Source organism: Paenarthrobacter sp. TA1.8 (genome assembly GCF_048595705.1).
GTDB lineage: Bacteria > Actinomycetota > Actinomycetes > Actinomycetales > Micrococcaceae > Arthrobacter > Arthrobacter nitroguajacolicus.
On the sequence record NZ_CP184287.1, the window covers coordinates 3862031 to 3885583 of the forward strand.

The 23553-nt window shown below is 61.0% G+C and carries 20 protein-coding genes; 5 read left to right on the plus strand and 15 right to left on the minus strand.

What is annotated here, in order from left to right:
* The 15 genes from ACNAOT_RS18035 to ACNAOT_RS18105 all read right to left on the minus strand — a co-directional run bounded on the left by ACNAOT_RS18035 (position 1) and on the right by ACNAOT_RS18105 (position 16824).
* Positions 1-1671 (minus strand): thiamine pyrophosphate-binding protein, encoded by a 1671-nt coding sequence (locus tag ACNAOT_RS18035; RefSeq protein ID WP_420178840.1) that lies wholly within the window; start codon positions 1669-1671, stop codon positions 1-3.
* A 33-nt stretch (positions 1672-1704) separates the two neighbouring features.
* Positions 1705-2493, minus strand: coding sequence for an SDR family oxidoreductase (locus tag ACNAOT_RS18040; RefSeq protein WP_420178841.1), 789 nt, complete (start codon positions 2491-2493; stop codon positions 1705-1707).
* A gap of 61 nt (positions 2494-2554) precedes the next feature.
* The gene (locus ACNAOT_RS18045; protein WP_420178842.1) at positions 2555-3298 is read right to left on the minus strand and encodes a 3-oxoacyl-ACP reductase family protein; all 744 of its coding nucleotides are present in this window, start codon (positions 3296-3298) and stop codon (positions 2555-2557) included.
* Positions 3295-4119 carry an alpha/beta fold hydrolase gene (locus tag ACNAOT_RS18050; RefSeq protein ID WP_420178843.1) on the minus strand — a complete coding sequence of 275 codons (825 nt, stop codon included), beginning with the start codon at positions 4117-4119 and terminating at the stop codon, positions 3295-3297. The genes ACNAOT_RS18045 and ACNAOT_RS18050 overlap by 4 nt, the downstream gene beginning before the upstream one ends.
* A complete protein-coding gene (locus ACNAOT_RS18055) occupies positions 4112-5104 on the minus strand; it encodes a VOC family protein (RefSeq protein WP_420178844.1) in 993 nt (330 codons plus the stop codon). Before ACNAOT_RS18055 ends, ACNAOT_RS18050 begins: the two co-directional genes overlap by 8 nt.
* 32 nt (positions 5105-5136) lie before the next feature.
* Entirely contained in the window at positions 5137-6138 is a 1002-nt protein-coding gene (locus ACNAOT_RS18060; protein WP_420178845.1) for a PDR/VanB family oxidoreductase, read from the minus strand.
* A 6-nt stretch (positions 6139-6144) separates the two neighbouring features.
* A complete protein-coding gene (locus ACNAOT_RS18065; protein ID WP_420178846.1) occupies positions 6145-6489 on the minus strand; it encodes a RidA family protein in 345 nt (114 codons plus the stop codon).
* 42 nt (positions 6490-6531) lie between these two features.
* Positions 6532-8025, minus strand: a complete 1494-nt coding sequence (locus ACNAOT_RS18070; protein WP_420178847.1) for an aldehyde dehydrogenase — start codon at positions 8023-8025, stop codon at positions 6532-6534.
* Positions 8026-8170: 145 nt separating this feature from the next.
* A complete protein-coding gene (locus tag ACNAOT_RS18075; RefSeq protein WP_420178848.1) occupies positions 8171-9331 on the minus strand; it encodes an XdhC family protein in 1161 nt (386 codons plus the stop codon).
* On the minus strand, positions 9318-11657 hold the full coding sequence (locus ACNAOT_RS18080) for a xanthine dehydrogenase family protein molybdopterin-binding subunit (protein WP_420178849.1): 2340 nt from the start codon (positions 11655-11657) through the stop codon (positions 9318-9320). The genes ACNAOT_RS18075 and ACNAOT_RS18080 overlap by 14 nt, the downstream gene beginning before the upstream one ends.
* Positions 11654-12187: a (2Fe-2S)-binding protein gene (locus tag ACNAOT_RS18085; RefSeq protein ID WP_420178850.1), complete on the minus strand. Its 534-nt coding sequence runs from the start codon at positions 12185-12187 to the stop codon at positions 11654-11656. The genes ACNAOT_RS18080 and ACNAOT_RS18085 overlap by 4 nt, the downstream gene beginning before the upstream one ends.
* A 6-nt stretch (positions 12188-12193) precedes the next feature.
* The gene (locus tag ACNAOT_RS18090; protein ID WP_420178851.1) at positions 12194-13015 is read right to left on the minus strand and encodes an FAD binding domain-containing protein; all 822 of its coding nucleotides are present in this window, start codon (positions 13013-13015) and stop codon (positions 12194-12196) included.
* A gap of 152 nt (positions 13016-13167) precedes the next feature.
* Entirely contained in the window at positions 13168-14022 is an 855-nt protein-coding gene (locus ACNAOT_RS18095) for a TauD/TfdA dioxygenase family protein (RefSeq protein ID WP_420178852.1), read from the minus strand.
* Positions 14023-14069: 47 nt separating this feature from the next.
* Positions 14070-15425: an MFS transporter gene (locus ACNAOT_RS18100; protein ID WP_420178853.1), complete on the minus strand. Its 1356-nt coding sequence runs from the start codon at positions 15423-15425 to the stop codon at positions 14070-14072.
* Between the two features lie 223 nt (positions 15426-15648).
* Positions 15649-16824: a TetR/AcrR family transcriptional regulator gene (locus ACNAOT_RS18105; protein WP_420178854.1), complete on the minus strand. Its 1176-nt coding sequence runs from the start codon at positions 16822-16824 to the stop codon at positions 15649-15651.
* A gap of 376 nt (positions 16825-17200) precedes the next feature.
* Between ACNAOT_RS18105 and ACNAOT_RS18110 the strand changes: the two genes are divergently transcribed.
* Genes ACNAOT_RS18110 through ACNAOT_RS18130 form a run of 5 tightly spaced genes read left to right on the plus strand, consistent with a single transcriptional unit; the run spans position 17201 to position 23527 of the window.
* Positions 17201-18307, plus strand: a complete 1107-nt coding sequence (locus ACNAOT_RS18110; RefSeq protein WP_420178855.1) for an ABC transporter substrate-binding protein — start codon at positions 17201-17203, stop codon at positions 18305-18307.
* The gene (locus ACNAOT_RS18115; protein WP_420178856.1) at positions 18304-20058 is read left to right on the plus strand and encodes an ABC transporter permease; all 1755 of its coding nucleotides are present in this window, start codon (positions 18304-18306) and stop codon (positions 20056-20058) included. Before ACNAOT_RS18110 ends, ACNAOT_RS18115 begins: the two co-directional genes overlap by 4 nt.
* Positions 20051-21154, plus strand: coding sequence for an ABC transporter ATP-binding protein (locus tag ACNAOT_RS18120; protein WP_420178857.1), 1104 nt, complete (start codon positions 20051-20053; stop codon positions 21152-21154). The genes ACNAOT_RS18115 and ACNAOT_RS18120 overlap by 8 nt, the downstream gene beginning before the upstream one ends.
* Positions 21151-22245 carry a threonine aldolase family protein gene (locus ACNAOT_RS18125; protein ID WP_420178858.1) on the plus strand — a complete coding sequence of 365 codons (1095 nt, stop codon included), beginning with the start codon at positions 21151-21153 and terminating at the stop codon, positions 22243-22245. Before ACNAOT_RS18120 ends, ACNAOT_RS18125 begins: the two co-directional genes overlap by 4 nt.
* A gap of 1 nt (position 22246) precedes the next feature.
* Entirely contained in the window at positions 22247-23527 is a 1281-nt protein-coding gene (locus ACNAOT_RS18130) for an amidohydrolase family protein (protein WP_420178859.1), read from the plus strand.
* Positions 23528-23553 lie beyond the last annotated feature (26 nt).

Here is a 23553-nt window from a genome sequence, read left to right on the forward strand (position 1 = left end):
CTACTGATGTGGGGTTGGAATATGCACCGGCGGAACAAACGCACCCGGCACGGGATCCAAAGCAGTGACGTCGATCTCGATCACCGCGGGCCCCCGCACCGCGAGTGCTTCCACCAACGCCCCATCAAACGAGCCGGGGCCGCCCACCCGCCAGAACGGCAAGTTCAGTGACTGGGCGAGCAAAGCAAAGTCCGGTGTGTGCAGGTTGACTCCCGCCTCCGCAAAACCGTTGGCCTTCTGCATGTTGCGCAGAACTCCATAGCCGCCGTCATTGAACACGAGCACCACGCACCAGACCCCTGAGCCTGCAAGGGAGGCGAGTTCACCAAGATGAACGGCCAGGCCGCCGTCGCCGGCAATAACTACCGTGGGAACGTCCGGGCGGGCGCAGGCTGCCCCAATACCCATGGCCAGACCCTGGCCGATGCCGCCTCCCAGCGGAAAGATGTTTGTTTCGCGGGAATACATCTCCAGCAGGCGGTTGCCCCACTGGCTGGAGGGGATGGTCACATCACGTGCAACCACGGATTCCCGGTCAAGGCGCTCCCTGAGGCTGTGGCAGATTTCCGCATAGCCACCGATGTACTCAGTCAAGGTGGCCCGTACCTCAAGGCGTACATCGTGCACCCGCTGCGCCCACGCTGCGTCCACAGAATGGCTACCCAACTGGCTAACGATCGCCTCCAGAATTTCCCGGGAGTCGCCCACCAAACCCACAGTGGCCGGATAGACCCTGCCCACGGCCTCAGGATTTAGATCCAGCTGAATGTGAGTGGCAGGCAATTTGAGCGAATAGTGCTGCGTCTCGTTGGAACGGAAGTGCGTACCAACACTTAGCAACACATCAGACTCTTCGATCAGCCGGACAGCGGCGGGAGTGGTAGCAAAGTTCCCGATGACAAGATGGTCATCTTCCGGAACCACGCCCCGTCCCGAGTTGCTGGTCAGAAGTCCTGCGCCGAGGTGGTGGAGCAGAGCGGCAAGTTCCTTACCCGCGCCGGCCGCTCCTCCGCCAGCCCAGATGAGCGGGCGCTTGGCACCTGCCAGCAGCCGAACCGCTTCGGCGACGGAATCGGCGTCGTAATCCGGTAAAGGCTTCACCTGGGCGTCGATCGGGCGCTGATCATCCGGGTGGGCCAGGTACTGCAAATCTGTAGGCCATTCGATGCTGGCCGGTGTGTGAGGCGAGGAGAGCAGGTGCGCGATTGCCTCCTCCAGATCCGCTTCAGAGTCCTTGCCATTAAAAATGGTGCGTGCATAGCCGGAGACCGCATGGAGCATCTGCAATTGGCGTGGAACCTCATGGATCACTCCACGGTTGCTGCCCATGAATTCGCTGTCGATCTGGCCGGTAATGTGCAGCACGCGGCTTCCCGCAGTGAGCGCTTCCACCATGGAACCAGCGGCGTTGCCGGCTCCTGTACCGGTGCTGGTCAGGGCAATCCCGATTTTGCCGGAGGCCCGGGCATAGGCGTCAGCCGCGTTGACTGCGGCTGCCTCGTGGCGGACGGCCACAAAGTTCAGCTCCCTGTCCACTGCCTCGACGAGGGGAAGATTGTGGATGCTGATCACCCCGAAGGCCGTATCGATGCCGTGCCGACGCATGACGCGGACCAGGACGTCACCGCCTGTTGGCCCCCTCGGGACCGTTGCTGCTTGTGTCACTGACATATCTGGATCTCTTTCATGATGAAGTTCCGCTGGCTAGACATAGCGCCCCACGCCACCGCCGACGTCGATGGTTGCTCCTGTGGTGTATCCGCTGAGGGGCGAGAGCAGCGAGACAATATGGAAGGCCACCTCCTCAGCCGTGCCGAAACGGCCCAGCTTGATGCCGCGGTTGGCGGCGATTTCCGCGCTCCAGGCCTCGTAGTCGAGTTCCGAACCGGCTTCCTCGAAGCGTCGCCGCCACTGGCCGGTATCCACCAGTCCGAGCAAGACCGAATTCACCCGGGTTCCCTCTGTTGCCAGGTCTTCGGCAAGGGAATGGGTGAGGTTCAACAGCGCGGCGCGGGCAGCTGAGGTGGCAGCCAGGCGCAACTCCGGCTGCCGGGAGAGGATCGCGTTGACGTTGACCACCGAGCCGTGTGGTGAGGCATTCAGGGCAGACCTGGCGGAACGTACCATGTTCAAAACCCCGAAGATCTTCAGGCTGAACTCATCACGCAACTGCTGGTCCGTGGTGTCCTGGAGTGTAGCCATCAAGGAACGGCCGGCGTTGCAGACCAGGCCATCAACGGCGCCAAACCGATTCAAGGTGCCGGCGATGAAGCTGTTGGTGGCGTCTTGATCCGTGACGTCGCACGAAGCAAGGTAAATCGAGTCCTTGTCAGCCCAGGAGAATTCGTCGAACGCTGCGGCCAAGCGGCCGGCGTCACGTGCACAGGCAGCAACCCGGGCACCTTCGCTCAGCAAATATCGGGCAGTGGCAAGGCCGACGCCGGAACTCGCCCCGGTGACAACCACCGTGCGGTCCTTCAATTGCAGGTCCATGTGTGGGACTCCTTATTTTGTGTTTTCTCCGCTGCAGGGCGGTTCAGAGGCTTCAGCGGCTTCAGTGGCTCATGACGAAGCCGCCATCCACCACGATGGTCTGGCCGGTGATGAAGCTTGCAGCATCCGACAACAGGAACTGGACGGCGCCTGATACGTCCTTGGGTTGTTGATCCCTGGGCAGCACGCGGTTCTCTTCATAGAGGCGGTAGCGGGAGGCCGGCACTGACTCGGTGGCTTCCACCCGGGTCAGGCCCGGAGCAACCGCATTGACGCGGACACCGGCCGGTCCCGCGTCGCGGGCCATTGTCCGGGTCATCGCCAGGACCGCACCTTTTGATCCGACATAGTGGACCAGCCGCGGAGAACCGTAAAGCGCTGCGTCTGATGCGATGTTGACAATGGACCCTGCCTGGCTTTGTGCCAGCTGGGGGTAAAGGTGTTTGCTGACCAACCAGGTCCCGTAGGCGTTGACGGTCATCACCCTCTGGAAGAAGTCTTCGTCCAGCTCCCAAAAAGTGTCACCACCGACGCCGTCGGCCAGTGCCGCATTGTTGACCAGCGCATCGGCGCCGCCCAGCCGCTGGACAGCGGTGGCCAGGTCCGCCACCGAGGCTTTGTCGGCGATGTCGGTAACGATTGCCGTGGCGTCGAAGCCCTGTCCGCACAGTGTTGCGGCAGCTTGCCCGGCGAGGTCCGGGTTCTTCTCGGCAATGACTATCCGGTCTCCGCTACTTGCCAGCCGGTAGGCGATGTCGAAGCCAAGTCCCCGCCCGGATCCGGTAACTACCACGAGGCGCGTCACCGAAGGTCCTCCCAGAAAGCAAGGATGGCAGCGGACATCTCCATCGGCTTTTCCTGCACTGCGGCGTGCCCTGCACCGGGAATGATGCGCAGCGTGGCACCGGGGATGTTCTCTGCAAGGACCCTGGATTCCGCCACGCCCGTGATCACGTCGTCCTGGCCCACTAAGACCAGCGCCGGGACTTGGAGTCGAGGCAGCAGGTCCGTGGTGTCACACTGCGCCATCATGGTGGCGGCTGACGCAAATCCGGACAGCCGGACTGCAGCCATATCCGCGCGTACAGCTTCGGCCACCCATGCCGGGGCTGACGGGGAAACCAGTCTTGCTGCCCGTCGGGCCGCAAGGATTTCGGGACCGACGGCGGCCAGTTCCGGAACGCGCGCCAGCATGCGTTGCGCTGCGGTCCGGGTAATTCCCGAACCACGGGTGCTGTCCGCCAGCACAATGGAACGCACTGCCTCAGGTGCTTGAGCGGCTATCCGGGTGGCGATCACGCCTCCCCAGGACGTGCCGATCAGGTGGGCAGGGCCAACATTCAAGGTGGCCAGGATGTCCAACACCAAAGCAGGATGATCCAAGCCTTCCGGTGGAGCTGATGATTCGCCGTAACCGGGTGCATCCCAGCAAAACGTCTGGAATCCGTGTGCGCTCAGCAACTGAGACAGGGCACCACAGGATGACGCGGCGCCTCCGATGCCGTGCATGAGGAAGACAGGAGTGCCTTCCCCGCGAATAACCAGGGAGACCCCATGGACAGTTTTCCGGCGTTCGGCAACAGTCGACGCTGTGTCGGTGGCTGGCGGCAGCGAGGTGCTACGCATGGGCTTTTTCTGCGGCAGGAGTTTCCGGCATGGAGAAGTAGTCCTCACGTCCAGGGACCACCAGCGACTTGTACCCGCTGTCCGGAATGCCGGCCATGGCGCTTCGGACCGCGGTGGTGGGTGGACCTGCAGTTCCCCACTGGTCGGACAGTTCAGGTGTGCGCTCCCAAGTGCGGCACAACCAACTGTCCTCGTCCACTTGGGCTACTTCGGAGGTATATTCGCAAACCAGGCCCGCGGGGTCTGTGAAGTAGGAAAACGTATTGTCACCCGGACCGTGCCGGCCCGGCCCCCACTGGGGCGCGATGTTGTGCCGCTTCAGGTTGCCGATGCCGCGCATGAAGTGATCAATGCTCTGCATCTCGTAAGCCACATGATTGACCGAGGTCCAGGGAGCCTGGTTGAACGCGATGGCATGGTGCTCGCTGTTGCACCGCAGGAAGGCCATCTGGTGCTCGGACCAATCTGAAATCCGCATCCCCAGTACCTGCGTATAAAAGGCCGTTGCGCGGTCAATATCCACGGTATTGAGCACCACATGGGCGATCTTGCGTGGAAGCGCCCGCCGACCTGCGGGCTCCTGGCTGACAACCGCGTGGACGTCGGCCGAGAGCTCCACCAGCCTGCCTTCGGGGTCTACCAACTGGAGACCATAGCCGCCGGCAGCATCATCCAAAGGTCCGGGCTCACGGAAAAGCGGAATCCCCAAAGCGGTGAGCTTGGTGGCGGCACGGTCAACGTCCTGCGGCGTGGCCAGGGCGAAAGAGACCCCGCCCAAGGCATTCTGCTCGCCTCTTTCCAGCCTCAGGATGTGGTGTTCGGAACCGGTTCCGCGGAGCCAGAACTTGTCAGTGTCCTCCTCCACGGTGGAAAGGCCCCAGACTTCATGGTAGAAATCCCTGGCCGGCCGGGTGTCGGGCACTTTCAGGGACACAGAACGCAGCGACCGCAGATTGCAGACAGGCTCTGCTGAGAAATAGTTCATGGGAATCAACCTTCAGTCGAGTGATGTTCGTACTAGAGATCCAAAATCAGGTCCCGGGACCGGCAACGTGAGACGCAAACAAACATTGACTTGTTCTCGGCCCGTTCGGCCGGGGAAAGCAGGAAATCACGGTGCTCAACGTCCCCGTCGATGACTCCGGTTTCACAGGTTCCGCAGATGCCCTCTGCGCATGAGCTGGGAACGTTGATGCCGGCATCGTTGAGGGCCTCCAGAACCGAAACATCGGGTCCAACGGCGATCCGCTGACCAGTGCTGTGGCAGATGACGTCGAAACTTGTCGGGTCGAGTTCCGGTCCGGGCACGATGTCCGGTGCTTTGAACCGCTCAATTCTCAATTGCGAGTCGTCTGCCATGGCGCCGGCAACAGCCTGCATCAATGATTCCGGGCCGCAGGCATACACCAGCGCTTCAGGCGGGAGCGAGCCGACTGCCTTTGAGAGATCCGCGAATTTGCCGTCGGCTTCGTCGGCAGCGTGGATGCTTATCCGGTGCCGGGGCAGGCCTGAAACCTCCGATAGGAAGGCCATGGTTGAACGTGACCGGCCGGTATACAGCAGGGACCAGTCAGCTCCGACTGATTCCAACCGCCGCACCATGGAAATAATCGGGGTGATGCCAATACCGCCAGCTACCAGTGCATAGCGTTCGGCATGGTCAAGCTGGAAGTTGTTGCGCGGACCCTCAACCTTAATGAGCGTTCCCACGGGGAGCTCGTCGTGGATCAGCCTGCTGCCACCGCGGGAATCAGGGGTTCGCAGCACGGCCACGGTCCAGCTGGTGGAGTCTTCCGGGTCCGAACACAAGGAGTATTCGCGAGTAAGCCCATTGGGCAGATGCAGGCTCAGGTGGGCACCGGGAAGCCACTGCGGGAGCGCCGCCCCCGCAGGATCAACAAACATAATCCGGATGACGCCGTCGGCCTCCCAGGTTTTCTGGTGCACCCTGAGTGTCAGTATTTTCGGTTCGGGGACATCAAGGGTCACCGCCGCACGGTTCTGAATTTCCACGCTCATTGGTCCTCATTTCCTCCGGTGCGCGATTGCTTCGATTTCCACCGTGGCGCCATAGGGCAGGGCAGCGACCTCCACAAACGAACGTGCCGGACGCGGCTCCTCGAACAGCTGCTCGTAGTGACTGTTCGCTTCGTCCCGCAGCGTCACATCCGTGACGAAATAGGTGGTCTTAATGACGTCAGCCAAGGACATGCCGACGGTTTCCAGTCGTTCGGAGAGCCTCGCGGCTGCGGCAACCAGTGCTTCAGAGCGGCCGGGTACAGCAGTACCACTTTCATCAACCGACAAGGCGCCGGAGACAAAGCCGAATCCCCCGGCCACAAAGGCCGGGCTGTAGGGGTGAGCATTCATTGACGTACCTTTCGAAAGCAAGATGGTGGCAGCCTGTCCGGCCTAGTTACCGGCCCATGGGATGGATGCACCCGAGAGGTCGATGTAGATGCTCTTCTGGTGCATATAGGATCGGATGCCGTCCCGGCCCTTTTCGGTGCCCAGACCGCTTTCCTTAAGCCCGCTGAACGGGGTGGAGATACTGAATTGCTTATAGGTGTTGACCCAGACGGTGCCGGCCGAAACAGCCCTCGCTGTGCGCCAGGCCAGGCGGTAGTCAGCGGTCCAGATTCCGCAGGCCAAACCAAAGACACTGTCGTTGGCCTGAAGGATGAGGTCCGCTTCATCCTCAAACGGCAGGATCACGGCCACGGGCCCGAAGATTTCCTCCTGGCAAATGACGTCAGAGTTGCTCACACCGGCAATGATGGTGGGCTCATAAAAAGCACCGGCTTGAAGTCTGGGCTCCTTGGGCACGGCGCCACCGCAGAGGATCTGCGCACCAGCCAGCCTCGCGTCTTCAACCATCCTGGCCACGGCGTCCCGGTGGGCATGGGCAACCAATGGCCCAACTTGGGTGCTTGGGTCCGTTCCCGGTCCGATTCGCAGGGCTTCGGCACCCTTGATCAGTCTTTCGACGACGGCGTCGTAGACCGATCGCTGAATGAAGACGCGCGAGCCGGCAATGCAGCTCTGACCGCTCGAAGAGAAGATGCCATAAAGCACGCCGGCCACAGCCTGGTCCACGTCAGCATCAGCAAAAATAATGGTGGGCGATTTCCCGCCCAGTTCCAAGGTGATCGGCATGATTTTCTCCGCCGCAATATGGCCCAGCTGGCGCCCCGTGGAAGTGCCACCCGTGAAGGAAATCTTGCCAACGTCTGGGTGCCGGGCAATCGCATCGCCAATGACGCGGCCGGGGCCGGGGAGGACGGACAGCAGACCTGCCGGAAGTCCTGCCTCCTCACAAATCCGCGCCAACAGGAGCGAAACCCAGGGAGCCCAGACGGGTGGCTTCACCAGGACTGCGTTTCCCGCCGCGAGTGCCGGAGCAACTTTTTGTGCGTCACTGGCAATCGGCGAGTTCCATGGCGTGATGGCTCCTACTACGCCGATCGCCTCATAGGTGGACATGCTGAGGTAGTTCCCGCGAGGGGACGTCAGTGCGTCCTCCATGGTTTCCAGGGCGGAGGCAGTGAAGCGGAACGTGGCTGCCGCGCTCATGGCGAGCGCCTTGGTTTCCACAAGTGTCTTACCCGTATCCAGCGTCTGCAGTTCGGCAATGCGGTCAGCATTGGCCTCAATCGCTGAGCTGATGCGGTGGAGGACAGCGGCACGTTCGTGAGGGAGTTTTTTTGCCCATCCGGACTCTTCCACGGCTTTCAGGCCAGCAGCTACCGCGGCGTCCACATCCGCCGTCGTTGCTCCATGGAGGGTGGCGAATACCTCTGAGTTAGCGGGATTCACGGATTCGATCAGTGCGCCGCTGCCTCGGGTCCACACGCCGCCCACGTAAATTTCATCCCGCGTATCCACCAGGCTGTCCGTATTCATCATCGGCTTCCGTTCATCTCTCTGTCTTTCCCACGGCGTCAATTCATGCGTGCCGCTCAAGGGTGGTGCGTACCAATCCTGTGAACTACGTCATACAAAAAGAATATCAGTAGTAAGATACTTTCTGTCAAGATATTTAGGTTCAAAGTTAATGTGGCTTTGGATCTGCGTGCTCCAGCGCATCTCTATGGATCGGCTCGCTGGTGTGCGCCAAGGGCAGGCCTGAGCTCTGGCTCTTGGCAGCGATGATCTCCGCCATGATGGAGACCGCGGTTTCAGCGGGAGTGGAAGCGGAAAGGCCCAAGCCGATGGGCGAGCGGAGAGGTTCCACCGACCGATCAGTGTGGCCCAAGCCAATCAGCCGCTCCCGGCGGTCACTGGCAGTTCGGCGTGAGCCCATCGCGCCGATGTACGCAAAACCGTGTCTTAGGGCTACATCAAGGACCGGAACATCGAACTTGGCATCATGGGTCAACACACAGATAGCGGCATCAGGGGCGAGCCTGCCCAGAGCGATTTCTTCCTGCAGGTAGCGCGCCGGTTGATCGACCACGATCTCATGGGCTGCGGGAATACGCTCGGCTGTCGCGAACACAGATCGGGCATCGCAAACAGTGACGTGAAAGCCAAGGAAAGCCCCCAACTGGGCCAAGGAGGCGGAGAAATCGATGGCCCCGAAGATCAGCAGCCTACGGGCAGGACGGTAGACATCGATCAGCAAGGACAACGGCTTTTCGGTACCGGTATCCGCCAGGAGAGTGACCGACGTCGTACTTCCGGAGGCTATTGCCTCCTGGACTGCAACCCCGACGGCGCTGACGGCGTCGGGAGCAAGTGCGGTACCTTCAAACAGCTCTTCGACATCCGCAGTTTGCAGCACCACTTCGGATCGACCCACCAGGCCAGGTACGCCGTCGAAAATGGTGACCATGGCGCAGGGCAGATTTTCATTCAGCGCCCTCTGCAGTGAAGCAAACTGTGCGCAGGAGCCCGGAGCGTACTTTTGGATGAAGATCTCAACGCTGCCGCCGCACGTCAGCCCGATGCCGAACCCGTCGTCGTCTGAAATGCCAAATCGGTAAAGCTCCGGAACCCCGCTGGCGAGGACCCCGGCTGCTGCTTCGATCACACTTGCCTCAATGCATCCACCTGAAACGGAACCGACCGGCGATCCGTCTTCGGTGACAAGCATGGACGTTCCGACTGCCCGTGGCGCGGAGCCCTCCGTGCGGACCACCGTGGCCAAGGCGACATGTTGATCGCCCAGCAATGATTTCTCCAGCGCCTCCATCACCTCACGCATTTCCATCAGCCCCGCCTTGGCGCACACGCGCAGCGCGGATGCCGTTGTAGACGCGTTCAGGCGTCATGGGCAACGATGTCAGCTGTGCCCCGGTTGCGTCAGCGATGGCTTGGGCAATCGCTGGAGCAATGGGCAGCATGCCCCCTTCGCCCATCCCCTTGGTCCCAAAGGGTCCGGCCCCATGGCCCTGTTCCTGGGTAATGGAGGAAAAGCGCCGGGGAATGTCCTCAGCCAAAGGCACCCGATAGAGGAGCGCCTCACCATTCAGCAGCACACCGTCGTCGTAACGCAGTTCCTCGAAGAGTGCCTGCGCCAGCCCGAAGACCGCTGCGCCCTCGTCCTGGCCGCGGCAACCCAACTTGTTCACCACCTTGCCGGCGTCCCCACTGACCACCAGCTGCAAAAGCTCCACCCGACCGGTTTCCGGATCAACCTCCACTTCGGCAGCTGCCCAACCGATCTCCCAAAAAATGCAGGGTGCTTCCAGGGGTGCGCTGCTGGAGTTACGGACCTTGTAGTAGCCGTCCGCCGTAAACTCGAATCCCGTTCCGCCGAATCTGTCCATAATCAGCGGCGGGAGCTCATAGGTGATGCCTTCAGCATCGACGATGTGCCAGTTGTCCAAACGGATCGACTGCCGGTCCAGCATCAGGTGTTCGGCCGCCATGTCCAGAACGGAACACTTCACTCGCTCTGCAGCCTGCAGGACGGCATGACCCATGACTGCGATGCCCGAAGAGGCGTTGGTGCCTTGGTCGAAAGGGGTGTTGTCGGTGTCAATAGCGGCATACTTCACCCGCTTCGGATCGCATCCGAGCGTCTCCGCCACGATCTGGCACAACGCCGAATGACCGCCTTGGCCCATTTCCACCAGGGCGCAATTCAGGAACACATCGCCGTTGGTGGTCACCTTCACCCTGGCTTGGGCAGGCTTGTTGACGCCGCCACCATCTTTGATGCCGATGGCCACGCCCATGCCACGATTACTTGAGCGCGTACGGTCGCGATAACCGATGGCGTCCGCCACCAGGTTCAGGCCATGCCTAAGGTCCGAATCGATGGGCGTTTCTCCTGGTACGAACTCCTCCCCCAATTCCTTGGCGTTTTTTAGTCGAAGCTCAAGGGGATCAAAACCCAGCCGTTCGGCGATCAGGTCAACCTGGCGCTCACTGGCCCAGGTGGCCTGCGTTGCGCCGAAACCACGGTAGGCGCCGGCAGGAACGGAGTTGGTGATCACTGCTTGGCAAACGGAATCAATACGCTTCCAGCGGTAGGCCCCGGGCATCCGATAGCCCGCTTTCTCCGCCACCAGCGGGCTGGCATCCGCATAAGCCCCACCGTTGAGCAGCACACGCGACTTGCGCGCCATGAACTCGCCGTCAGCCTTGAGCCCCGATGTGACCGTGAGGATGGCGTCATGCTGGCTCAGTGTCAGGAAGACTTCCTCTGTGCTCATGCAGTAACGCACCGGCTGCCCACCCGACAACTGTGAGAGCCGGATGGCGATCGCCTCCGTTTTTGGGCCGTTCTTGGCGCCAAAGCCGCCGCCCAGGAGTGGGACGTTGACCCGAATGTCGTTTTCAGGCAGCCCAAAAACCCTCGCCAGTTCCTTGCGCATTGGGAAAGGGCTCTGAGTAGAGGTCCACACTTCGATTTCGTTCTCTGTCGCCTCGGCAACCGTGGCAAAGGGCTCCAGGTGCATGTGGTTCATGCGGGAGAAGGTAAAGGTGTCCTCGAAGATGTAGTCGCAATCCGCCCAGACGCTCTCCTCTCCCGTTTCGTAGCGGAATTCGTAGCTCACGTTGTGGGCAGTGTGTGCCGCTCCCGAGGCTCCATCGCCGTACTCGGGATAGGCGGCGAAGGGCTGGTCGGGAAAAATGGCGGGCGCGGAGGGCTCCATCGCTGCTCTCACATCAAAGACAGCCGGCAGTTGCCCGTACTCAACACGGATCAAATCCAGTGCTGCGAAAGCGGTGCGTTCGTCCACTGCGGCCACTGCAGCGACGACGTCGCCAACATAGCGGACCGACTCTGTGGCCACAATCGGCTGGTCTTTGACGTAGGTGCCGTACGAGTGCAGTCCGGTGATTTCCTCCCGGGTGACCACGGCAGTGACTCCTGGCAGGGAGCGGGCGGCCGAAGCATCGATGCTCAGAATCCGGGCATGCGCGTGCGGGCTTCGCAAGACCTTCGCGTGAAGCATCCCGGGCTTCACAATGTCCACCGTGTAGACGGCACGGCCGGTTACCTTCGCGGTGCTGTCCAGGCGTGGGTGGTCGCGTCCCACGATCGGCGCATCGTCCGGAGTGCAAGGATTCACGAACCCGGTCATTCGAAATCCTGATCCTGCTGCTTGTCTGAGGCCAGTTCTGCGGCACGCTCCACGGATTCCAAGATCATCTCGTAGCCCGTACAACGGCAGGTGTTCGAACTGATCCATTCCCGGATCAGGTCCCGGTCCGGTTGCGGATTCTGCCGCAGCAGCCCCGTGGTCAGCATCAGCATGCCGGATGTGCAGAAGCCGCACTGGAAGCCGCCACATTCCCTGAATGCCTGCTGTTGGGCACTCAACGTGCCGTCCTGGGCTGCCAAGCCCTCAACGGTTTCAACACGCGTACCGTCAACATCGAAGGCAAACGTGGAACACGCAGCTACAGGAAGGTCATCAACCAAAACAGTGCAGGCACCGCAGACACTGCGCTCACACGACGCACGGACCCCCTGTTTACCGCAGCTGTTGCGAAGCAGGTCCAAGACCGTGGCACTCGTAGGGACACGATGCCGTTCCGGGCTTCCGTTCAGCTCGAATTCAACCTTGTGGGTGAATGCTTGCTCGCTTGATTCCGGTGATTCAAGGTTCATGGCTGGCTATCCTTTCCTTTGGTTACCGGTTGCTTGGGCAAGGAGACGGCGGCAGAGAACGCCCACCAAGTGTCGGCGGTAGTCGATGGACCCCGCGTAGTCGCCCGCCTCGTCCGGAAGCTGAGCCGCCAAAACCCCGCCCACGGAGACCGGGTCAAGCTCGGCGATGTCAGTTGCCTCGGCAGTATGTGACAGCACGAAAGGCTGCCGGTATTCACTGCCACAGACAGCAGAAACGGTGAGGCCGGCCACAGGGTCCTTTCGTACAGCGAGGGACACGGTGCTCACCGGGCGCATTGACCGCTCGTAGCCGAACCACAACAGGGACGCAGTGTCGACGGCGACGGCGGTCAGAATGCCTGCGTTGCCAAGGTTCCGGTCCCGGAGTGAGTCCTGGTCCCACAGTGAGAAGACGGGCAGGGATTCAACGTCACCCCCTTGAAACTGCATCTGCCCACCCAGCGCCGCCAGAATGACAGGCATTTCGTATCTATATCGACGGGACAGGAGATTGCCTCCGAGGGTGCCGCGATAGCGGATTCGAACTGTGGCAATTGATCCCCAGGCTGCTGCCAGGGCAGGCAGGGTGGACAGTATTTCCGGGCTTCTGCTGCCTTCAGCGTGTCTCACCAAGGAACCAATGCGCAGAACCCCGGCATTATTCGATATGGCCCGCAATTCCTTGATCCGTCGCACGGAAATCAGCACCTCCGGCTCCAATCCCTCGCGGAATTGCGCCACCAGGTCCGAACAACCCGCCGCAATCACAGCCTCTGGATGCTGCCGGGCAAGAGCCACAGCAACTCCGAGCGAAGTGGGCTGATGCAATATAAAGGGTGGAAGGGCGGACTGGCTCTGGGCTATCAGCCCTGCCCCTAATTTCTGGCCTCGCATTGGTCAGCCTTCTTTCGCGTTCGCCCGGTAGGGGGCTTTTTGCCGGGCGGCCCGCAACAGGCCGCCCGGCACGGTTCGGGCCCGGACTATGCCGGGCGGTCGCCCTTCAGGGTGACCCGGTGCATCAGTCGGTAGTGCGGGTGGTAGTCCCCCACCGCGTAATGTTGGGTGGATCGGTTGTCCCAGATCACCAGGGAGTTCGGTTCCCAACGGAAACGAACCTGGTATTCCGGAGTCCTGGCGAGGTCGGTGAGCATGTTTCTCAGCGAGTCCCCCAGCTGGGTGGAAATGCCCGTAAGCCGGGTGGTGAACAACGCGTTGACGTAGACAAGCTTTCGACCGGTTTCCGGATGCTTACGCACAACAGGGTGCGTCATGGGTGGATACTTCCGCCGGGTCTCGTCGTAGCGCGCCTCGCCGTCGGGACCCTGGCGGACAACTCCGGTGAGTTCCTTTTCCCAGTCGTGCACCCCCTCAAGCCCGTCAATGACGCTTTTCACGTTCTCCGGCAGAGCGTCATACGCGGCAGTCATACTCGCCCAGAGCGTATCTCCGCCGCACGGAGGAATTTCCTGGGCGTGGAGGCAGGTAGCGGAATTCGGCGTCGCCTGCCAGGTCAAGTCCGAGTGCCAGACGTCGGTCCCCGCAGCCCGGCCACGCGACTCCAGCACCTCAATGTGCGGATATTCGGGGAGGGAGGGGAAGAACGCACTTACTTCCTGGGGGTCGCCGAAAACCTTGGCGAATTCGATTTGATCATCCGGCGTGATGTGCTGATCGCGGAGAAACAGTACTTGGTGCTCGAGGAAAGCTTCCCGTAGTTCCGTCCGGCATTCCGGGGTGATCTCTTCACGTAGATCCAATCCATGGATGTACGCCCCGATGGTGGGTGTTGCTCGTTCCAGGGTGAATGTTTTGAACTGTTGATCGTTGCCGCTCATGGTAGTTCCTTCCTTTGTTGGCGTTTGATACAGCGGAATGCCTTGTGTCACTCCGAATACGTGGATGAGGGGACCTCATCAGCCCCGATCGCATCGCTGCGTCTCCCAGCCCGCGATGCCTTCTTTCGTATGACCCGACCGAGCAAAACAGCGCAAGTGATGGACACCGTTCCAGCGACGAAGACGTAAAGCGACGTCGAGACAGACGCATTTGTCGCAGCAAACAGGGCACCGGCAATAAGGGGCGCAATGGCGCTGCCGAAGAGATTGCCAAGAGTAGTAGCCAAGGACAACCCGCTATAGCGGACCTTTGCGTCAAAGGCGGTTGAGAAGTATGCCGGTGACAGTGCCCATGGGATATAGACGGCCACCGTTGCCGCAACGTAGCACACGGCGATGAGGCCATAAGTGCCCCCATCAAGGGCAAAATACAAGGGGAAAGCAACGATGACGATGAGCGCAAGGCCCCACAAGTACACCCGCTGCCCGCCGAATTTGTCTGAGAGCGCACCGGCGATCGGGGTAACTACGAAGCCAATCGCGGAGGTGACGATCACCAGGACCAACATCGCCGTCGAGTCCAGATCTCCGGACTTCCCTGCGTAAACAAAGTTGTACACGGTGATCAGGTAGAAGAAGATTCCCGGTGCCAGACTGGCACCGGCTACAAGGAACACTTGCTTGGGGTGTGTCCGAAGCACCTCGACTACAGGCAGACGCACAACGCCGTGGTCAGCCTTGACTCGATCGAACTCCGGGCTCTCTGCGACCTTCACACGAATAACCAGGCCAGTGATAACCAGTACCGCGCTGAGAAGGAACGGGACCCGCCAGCCCCAGGCCATGAAGGCGTCCTCCGACATCGACTCCAAGGGTATGTACAACGTCATGGCCAGGATCAGCCCGACTGCAACGCCTGCCTGCGGCCAGCTGCCGAAATAGCCTCGCTTGCCCTCGGGGGAATGTTCGGTAGCCATCAGTACTGCACCGCCCCACTCTCCCCCGAGTGCGAATCCTTGGGTCAGCCGCAGTACAACCAGCAGAATTGGGGCGAACACGCCTATCGAGTCGTATGTGGGCAGTAGTCCAATGGCTACTGTGGCAATCCCCATGATCAGGATGGTGAGGACCATCATCGGCTTCCGGCCTGCCCTGTCACCGAAGTGGCCGAAGACGATGGCCCCAAGGGGACGGGCGACGAAGCCGGCCGCGAAAGTCGAGAACGCAAGCAGGGTCCCGGTTGTCGGGTCGAAGCCAGGAAAGAAGAGGTGGTGAAAAACGAGCACCGCTGCGGTGCTGTAGATAAAGAAGTCGTACCACTCGATAGTCGTGCCGATGAGGCTCGCGAAGGCGACCTTCCTCGGAGAACTCGCGCCCGATGGTTGTGCGACCACTGCACTCATATTGTGCCTCCAGGTAATTTTGCGAACAGTCGGCCCCGCTATGCGTGGACCCTGGTGATCAGGGCTGCCTTAGGCACCTGTCTCAGAATGAGCTTTGAAGTGATGCAGATTACTTCAGTAGTCATTATCTTATGACTGAGATGCTTTGTGCGCAAGATCTCATTTCTAATGGAATGCGGCCGGAAAACTCAGGCAGTAAGTGGACTGGAGGGCGCGCGGCCCCTCACTGCGGCGTGGGAGCGATGAGGCCCTTGGCAATCTGTTCAAGAATTTCCTGGATGCCGCGGATGTCCCGGAGGAACGGGGTGCGGACAACGCTGCTGATCACGTGCAACGCCGCTTTCACCCTGGTCCTCACCACTTCCTGATCGGCGCCGGGGTAAACGTCCTGGACCAGCGAGGCCACATCGGTGATGTAGTCACCCTGGGCCTCCATCAAGTTTCGCAACTCCCGTTCGGGAAGGTGCGGACGTTCGGACACTGCCAATTGCAGGAATTCAGGGCTTCCCAAGGAGAACGCAATGTATGAGGAAAGGATGCGCTCCAGCGCCTCGGCCGCATCGGCGGCTTCAGTGAGAGCCTGCGACATGTCCATCCACCGCACTTCCTTGGCGCGATGCAGTGCTGCGGCAAGCATTTCCGCCTTACTGTCGAAATGGCGGTAAATGCTGGGACCCGCCACTCCAACTTCAGCGCCGATGTCGTCAAGGCTGACGGCGTCAAACCCGTTCGCAGCGAACTGCCGGATTGAGGCTGCCAGCAACGCCTCGCGGCGGGTGCGCGGCAAGTCAAGGGGCCCGCTACGGTGATTCGCCGCCGCTTTGATCGGGGGCATTGGCATGACCAGTAGTGTGCGGGCGAGCGTGGTCAGCTGGGATTCTTCGTCCGCGCTGGAGAGCCGGTTTGGGTCGTGCGACACACTGATCATTGCCGCAAACATGGCCCACGCGCGCAGGTCCGCCTCGGCAGCGGGCAGAGCGGAGCTGCCGGACTGTAGCTTGCCACTGATGGCGAACTTGATACCGCTGGCAATATCGAAGCGGACGGCAGGCGGGAGATGGCGGGATTCCCGCTCCCACAGCACGCCGTTCTCCCGGTGCACCAGAATTGCCCGCCCCAGCGCCGTGATCAACTGTTCGAGGTCGCCGTCGGGCGTCTGGGTGATGCTATCCAAAACGGGCTCGAGGCTGGCCACCACTGCCTCGCGAAGAAGCTCACCCTTGCCCGGGAAATGTCTATAGAGGGCGGATGGCTGCACTGCCATCGCCTTGGCTACATCGGTCATGCTGACCTGGGGATATCCCTTCTGCGCGAAGAGGTCACCTGCAGCAGCAAGAATCAGGGCGCGCCGGTTCCGCGGCCTAGTGCCGCGCTCCGGGGCGGTGGAGGACTTTTTCATGTTCACAAGATTAGTCGCATTCACTTATTGCGCAATAGCCCGCTACGTGCCAAAGTTTAAGAACAACCTGCGGATCACAGAACTTCACTTAAGGAAACGCCAGCTGACGCGAGACAGCGATGCCTCACCCTGGCAGACACGCGAAGATTCCTCCGCAACACAAGCACCGGCCAAAAGTACTTCACAGCCGATGCCGATTCACTTACGGGACGCCAAGGTGGCTCGTAGACCAAGAGAAACAACGCAAGAACGAGACACCCCGATGGACAGGTTTTCCCGGGCGCCAGCGGCGCCCCTTCCGCGAGTTTCCATCCCACGCGATAACTCAAAGCACCGTCCCAACCCAAAGTTCAGTGCCGTGACAAAGGAGTCCCACATGAAACGCCGTGCACTAGTCGCTGTTGCCGCACTTTGCGGCTTCGCAGCCCTGACAGGCTGCAGCACCGGGAATGACGTCCCCAACGCCTACGCCGCCAAGACGGACATTCCGACGGCCGCAGCTATGGATCCGGCAATTCTGGATGCTGCCCGCAAGGAAGGCTCGCTTTTGGTTTACGGCGAGGCGAATGAGGCCACCATGAAACCGGTCCTGGCTGCTTTCCAAACCCAGTACCCCGATATCAAGACCAGCTACATCAGCCTTGGCGGCACCGAAAGCTTTCAGCGGTATCTCAACGAGAAAGCCACCGGTGGAAAGACGGCGGACGTCATCGTCAGCCTCCAAGGCGCGAACTTCCTGGATCTGGTCAAGCGTGGTGACATCCAGGACTTCACACCACCTGCTGCGGCGCCGCTGCCCGACTTCGCGAAACTCGCCCCCGGTGTCTTCGCAATGGAACTGAACCCGGTCATGGCGCTGATCAACACCACCCTCCTGCCCGAATCCGAACAGCCCGATTCCCTTGAAGCACTCGCCAAGATGTCCGGCGACCCCAAACTCACAGGGAAGATCGTCACCTACGACGGCACTACGGAGTTTGGCTACACGGTAAATCACGCCTACATAGCCAAGGCGGGAGAGGCCGGATGGGACGTCCTGGATCAACTCGGAAAGAACACCAAGGTGGAAGCCAGTGCAGGACCCATGTACAACAAACTCCTGCAGGGCGAGTACACCATGTCCTACTTCCAGTCCGGCGCTACCCGGCCACTACTCACAGGCGCTACCGCCAAGGTGCTGAACTACAAGTTCTTCAAGGATGGATCGCCCTTCATGCCCCGCGGTGCCGGAGCAACAACCGGGGGTAAGTCACCCAACGCGGCCAAAGTGTTCCTCAACTTCCTGATTGACAAGGCCGGCCAGACAGCCGGTTGCGCCGGCGGGTTCGCGCCCTACCTGGACGGGGTGGACTGCCCGGTGAACCTCGCGAAAGTAACAGAACAATTGGGTGCGGAGAACATCAACATCGCCAAGTGGGATGAGGCCCTGGTGAACGATGCACCGGCCTTCAAGAACCGCTGGAAAGAAGCATTCGGGCGATGAGCAGCTCCACACTGACAGACCCCAAGGCCCCGCCTCCGGCTCCGGCTGCAGGAAACATCAAACGGGCATGGCTGCCGGAGAAAGTCATCCACTACGGCGTCTGGATCCTCGCAGTCCTGCTGATCCTCGGCCCGATCGTGCCGATCATCTGGTCATCACTGTGGTCCACGCCGCTCTATGAGGGCGGCGGCAGCGGCACCCTGGACAACTTCCGTAAACTGGCGACCGATCCACTTTGGTGGTCAGCCGTCGCCAACAGTCTCCAGTTCGCCGTCTTCGCCACCATCGGCTCAGTTCTGGTTGGAACCACAGTGGCCTTGTTGGTAGCCCGCACCGACCTCCCGCTGCGGAAGCTCTACTCAGCCCTGATCGTCCTGCCCTTGGTCCTGCCTGGACTAGTGCTCATCGTGGGGTGGCAGTCAATGTGGTCGAAAAACGGATATGCCACACATTTACTGGAACAGTACACACCGTTCACTGTCCCGTTTGACCTCTACAGTGTTGCGGGAATGGTGGTCATGGGTACTGTCCTCGGCTCGCCTGTGGTCTATCTCTTTGCCCGCGGGACGCTGTCCTCAGGTGATTCCACACTCGAGGAAGCGGCCCGTTGCAGCGGCGCCGGTCCCTTCCGTGCCTTGATCACGGTGACTCTGCCGTTGCTGCGCCCGGCACTACTCAACTCCGGGCTGCTGGTCTTCGCGTTGGCGCTGGAAACGCTGGGAATTCCGCTCATCCTTGGTACTTCAAAGAACATCGACATGATGTCCACGTACCTGTACCGGCAGTGGACCGGAAGCGCCGACGGCGGTGGAGGAGTTCTGCCTGCAGGAGCGGTCATGTTGTTGCTCGCCGTCACTTTGCTGCTGTTGCTGCGCAACCGCCTGGCCGGCGACCTCGCCCGCTTCACCACCACCGGCGGCAAGTCATCCAGGCCGGCAAACGTCGTCAAATTAGGCGCCTTTGGCTGGTTGCTGTCCGCCGGCGTCGGAATTGTTCTGGGTTGCGCAACCCTGGTGCCGCTCAGCGGGGTGGTTCTCGCCTCCGTCACCGCTGTTCTGACCCCCGCGATCAACCCGTTCAGCCTGCTGACGCTTGACCACTTCTCCGCGATTTTGACCAACCCGCTCTACACCGGAGCTATTGGCAACAGCTTGCTGATTGCCACAGTCGGCGCTGCCATCGCGACGGCCTGCATCGCCGTCATCGCCTTGGTTGCCCACCGTTCCAGCTTCCGGTTCCGTGGATCCCTGGAGCACATCGTGCTTTATCCCCGTGCCGTCCCGGGCTTGATCACCGGCATGGCCTTCTTCTGGACGTTTGCCATCCTGGACCAGTCCGGAACATTCAGGGCCACACTTTGGGCGGTGGGTATCGCTTTCGGGGTGCGGGCGCTAGCCATGGGCTACGCCGCGTTCTATCCCTCACTTGCCGCACTGGGTGCGGACCTGGACCGCGCCGCGCGCTCGGCCGGGGCGGATTGGTGGACGGCGATGCGCACCATCATCCTCAGCCTCCTGAGGCCAGCCATGGGCATCTCATATGTCCTGCTGTTTGTAGCAATGCTCAACGAAGCCGACGCCGCAGTTTTCCTGGTAACCCCTGAAACCCAGGTTCTGGGACTGGCCATGCTTCAGATCGCAGCAAATGGCCTCGGCGGCACCGTGGCCGCCCTCGGAGTCATCCAACTCGTCATCACCGCAGCTGTCCTGGGCGCAGGACGCATTCTGTTTGGAGTTCGCCCTAATGTCTGATCTGGTCATCACCAATCTCACCAAGAAGCTTGGCCGTCTGACGGTCCTGGACAACGTTTCGGTGACAGCCACCGACGGACAGATACTGACGTTGCTTGGGCCAAGCGGCTGCGGCAAATCCACAACGCTCTGGTCCATCGCAGGACTGCTCAAGCCGGACGGCGGCAGCATTGTTGTGGGCGACCAGACCTTGTTCAACCACGATTCCTCCGCCTTCCTGCCGCCGGAACGCCGCGACTGCGGCGTGGTTTTCCAGTCCTATGCCGTGTGGCCGCATATGAAGGTCCGCGACAATGTGGGCTATCCGCTGCGGCTGCGACGCTACAAGCCCGAGGCCCTACGCAGACGCGTCGATGAAGTGCTCGAGCTGGTTGACCTCTCTGATCAGGCAGACCGCTATCCGCATCAGCTCTCCGGCGGTCAGCAGCAACGAGTGGCGCTGGCGCGCGCCTTGGCTTTCCCTCCGCGCTTGCTGCTCCTGGACGAGCCGTTTTCCAATCTTGATGCCAAGCTGCGGGAACGTACTCGCGATTGGTTGCTTCAGTTGCAACGCAAGATTGGCGTGACCACGGTGTTTGTGACCCACGATCAAGACGAAGCCCTGGCAATGAGCGACAAAATTGCTGTCATGTCGGCCGGAACCGTCCGGCAGATTGGTACGCCGGAGCAGATCTACAACGATCCTGCCGATCTCTTTGTTGCTGATTTTGTTGGCACCAGCAACTTGCTGGAGGGAACAGTGATTGGCCGCTCAAAGGGAATCCTGACGATCAAGATCGACGGGTTGGACCAAGCGATCCACGTACCATCCGCCATTGATTCCGACGGCGTCGTGGTTGCCGTTCGTCCGGAAGCGCTGGCGTTGTTGCCTGACGATGCGTCGTCTGACGGCTACGAAATGACTGTCAACGGGCCCGTCCTTGAGAGGTCCTATCACGGCCACCATTTCCGGTACAGGGTGGGCGTCGGCGAGCAGTCCTTGGTGGTCGAAACCCGTGAGCGCACGGATTCCCCGCACGTTCGCGTGGGCATTCCACGGGACGGGTACAAGTTGTTCCAGCCCCGCACTGCCAAGGCGCCCAAGGCCGCACAGTGATTCCCGTCGGATCAAGCTACCCCATCAGAATCGACCTTTTCAGCGACACTATTACCCGGCCAACAAAAGCCATGCGCCAGGCCATGGCCAACGCCGAAGTCGGGGACGAACAAAAGGGTGAAGACCCCTCCACCAACGAACTGGTTGCCCTGGCACGGGAGCTTCTGGGCAAGGAGGAAGCTGTCTTCCTGCCATCAGGAACGATGTGCAACCAGATCGCCTATGCTCTGCACTGCCGCCCTGGCGACGCGATTCTTGTTGACGAGACCGCGCATTCGCTGTGCCATGAGGAAACCGGGGCGCCCGCCCTGGCCGGTGCCCTGTACAGGCCGATCAAAGCAGACCACGGCGTGTTCTCGGTTGCCCAGCTTGAAGCGGCGCTCCGCCCCGAGGGGAGATCATTCGCCCGGAATGCGGTGCTCTCCATAGAGCAGCCGTCCAACCTCGGAGGCGGCACATGCTGGTCGCTGGAGGGCATCACGTCAGTGACGAATGTGGCACGGGCTCACCGGATAAAAACCCACATGGATGGCGCCCGCCTGCTCAATGCGGTGGTGTCCACTGGCGTATCTGCCCACGATTTTTGTGCCCCGTTCGACTCAGTCTGGCTGGACCTCAGCAAAGGACTGGGCGCCCCAATAGGAGCCGTGCTGGCAGGCGACGCTGATTTCATCAATGAGGCCTGGCGGCTCAAGCAACGGTGGGGTGGCTCCATGCGTCAATCAGGCATTGTGGCGGCAGCGGGTACGTTTGCCCTCCGCAACAACGTGGACAGGCTCGCAGATGACCATGGGAATGCCCGCCTGCTGGCTGAACTGCTTGCTGTCAACCCTCATATTTCGATCGATCCGCTAACAGTCCAAACAAATATTGTCCTCTTTGACCTGGTCGATTTCCCTGTCACCGCGCACGTGCTGGTGGATCGCCTGCTGCAGACCAGCGGGATCCGGATGGGCGCCTTTGGCCCGTCCACGATTCGTGCCGTCACCCATCTGGACGTTGACACGGAAGACGTACGCCTCGCCGCTGACGCGCTCAGGGAATTGCTGGACGAAACCTACTCGCTGCACGTAAGCCCAAGGAGCAACTAACATGACCATCACTTTTGATGTGGCCGACCGCCCCGTACCGTACAGCGTCAGCCGCGCGGCCCGGACAGGCGACGACGTCACCGTGCTGCTCAATGCACGTGTTGTTGATCCCGAGTCGGGGACGTCCGGTTCCCTGAGCGATGTGTGGCTAAAGGCAGGACAGATCTCCCGTATTGTTCCTGCCGGCAGTGAACCGGGCATGGGCAGCGTCCTGGATCTTAAGGGCAGGTTCGTGGCCCCCGGACTCATGGATGCCCATGTTCACTTGGCCTTCGATGGTGGTGATGACCCGAAGGGAACCTATCAGGGCAGCAGCGATGACGAGATCGTTGCGCAGGTGGTGGCGAATGCGCGGATTGCGCTTCGTGCCGGAATAACCACGGTACGGGACTGCGGGACACCCAGGCACCTGCTTGCTCCCATGAGGGCAGCCCTGGGCATGGTGTCAGATGTCGCCACCGTGGTTCATTGCGGTGCGCCGATCTGTCGCGTGGGCGGGCACGGTCACGACATGAACGGAGAGGTACGCACCCGTGAGGATATCGAGGCCATCATCGCCGAACAGCACGCGGCCGGCGCCACCTGGATCAAGCTCATGGCCAGCGGCGGCGGATTTACTCCCGGAACCAGTCCAAGCGTCTTTGAATTCGATCCCGTCCTGCTCCGGGAGGCGGTGGTCATCGCCGGCTCCTACGGCATGAGGACTGCAGCCCATGCCCATGCCAGTTCCTCAATGGCCGCGTGCATCGAGGCACGCGTGCACTCCCTGGAACATGCCTCGATGCTGGGGCCGGACGAGCAGTGCGCTCCCGATCGCGAGCTATTGCGAAGGGCGGCCGATGCCGGGATCCACATTGTGCCCACCGTCATTTCAGCGGACATCGTTTCCCGGCAGTTGCGAGAGGGCCACCCAGTACTATCCAACCCCCAGGACCGCAATGTGGTGGCGCGGTTGGAATCGCGGTTTACCAACGTGACCGAGTTCCTCCGCTCCGGCGTGTCAATCGTGGCAGGGACGGACGCCGGCCCTGCCCACGTCACCTTTGATCTTCTTGCCCGCGAGTTGGAACGCTATGTCGACGCCGGACTGGCAGCACAGCATGCACTGAAATCTGCCACGTGTGAAGCCGCCGACATGCTTGGGATGGAGACGCAAGTGGGTCGCATCCGGCCCGGTCTGTGGGCCGACCTCATCGTCACGGCGGAGGACCCCATGCAGGACATCAGCACTCTCGCAACACCCCTTGGAGTCCTCAAGCGAGGACTACTGATCTCCCAATAACTGCTCGCGCCACCCCTGGACCACCA

Coding starts and splice junctions, on each gene's coding strand:
- ACNAOT_RS18105 (WP_420178854.1), bottom strand. CDS start 16,824: ATGAAAAAGTCCTCCACCGCCCCGGAGCGCGGCACTAGGCCGCGGAAC.
- ACNAOT_RS18065 (WP_420178846.1), bottom strand. CDS start 6,489: ATGAATGCTCACCCCTACAGCCCGGCCTTTGTGGCCGGGGGATTCGGC.
- ACNAOT_RS18050 (WP_420178843.1), bottom strand. CDS start 4,119: ATGCGTAGCACCTCGCTGCCGCCAGCCACCGACACAGCGTCGACTGTT.
- ACNAOT_RS18060 (WP_420178845.1), bottom strand. CDS start 6,138: ATGAGCGTGGAAATTCAGAACCGTGCGGCGGTGACCCTTGATGTCCCC.
- ACNAOT_RS18070 (WP_420178847.1), bottom strand. CDS start 8,025: ATGATGAATACGGACAGCCTGGTGGATACGCGGGATGAAATTTACGTG.
- ACNAOT_RS18075 (WP_420178848.1), bottom strand. CDS start 9,331: ATGGAAATGCGTGAGGTGATGGAGGCGCTGGAGAAATCATTGCTGGGC.
- ACNAOT_RS18115 (WP_420178856.1), top strand. CDS start 18,304: ATGAGCAGCTCCACACTGACAGACCCCAAGGCCCCGCCTCCGGCTCCG.
- ACNAOT_RS18080 (WP_420178849.1), bottom strand. CDS start 11,657: ATGACCGGGTTCGTGAATCCTTGCACTCCGGACGATGCGCCGATCGTG.
- ACNAOT_RS18035 (WP_420178840.1), bottom strand. CDS start 1,671: ATGTCAGTGACACAAGCAGCAACGGTCCCGAGGGGGCCAACAGGCGGT.
- ACNAOT_RS18085 (WP_420178850.1), bottom strand. CDS start 12,187: ATGAACCTTGAATCACCGGAATCAAGCGAGCAAGCATTCACCCACAAG.
- ACNAOT_RS18110 (WP_420178855.1), top strand. CDS start 17,201: ATGAAACGCCGTGCACTAGTCGCTGTTGCCGCACTTTGCGGCTTCGCA.
- ACNAOT_RS18120 (WP_420178857.1), top strand. CDS start 20,051: ATGTCTGATCTGGTCATCACCAATCTCACCAAGAAGCTTGGCCGTCTG.
- ACNAOT_RS18130 (WP_420178859.1), top strand. CDS start 22,247: ATGACCATCACTTTTGATGTGGCCGACCGCCCCGTACCGTACAGCGTC.
- ACNAOT_RS18055 (WP_420178844.1), bottom strand. CDS start 5,104: ATGAACTATTTCTCAGCAGAGCCTGTCTGCAATCTGCGGTCGCTGCGT.
- ACNAOT_RS18095 (WP_420178852.1), bottom strand. CDS start 14,022: ATGAGCGGCAACGATCAACAGTTCAAAACATTCACCCTGGAACGAGCA.
- ACNAOT_RS18040 (WP_420178841.1), bottom strand. CDS start 2,493: ATGGACCTGCAATTGAAGGACCGCACGGTGGTTGTCACCGGGGCGAGT.
- ACNAOT_RS18100 (WP_420178853.1), bottom strand. CDS start 15,425: ATGAGTGCAGTGGTCGCACAACCATCGGGCGCGAGTTCTCCGAGGAAG.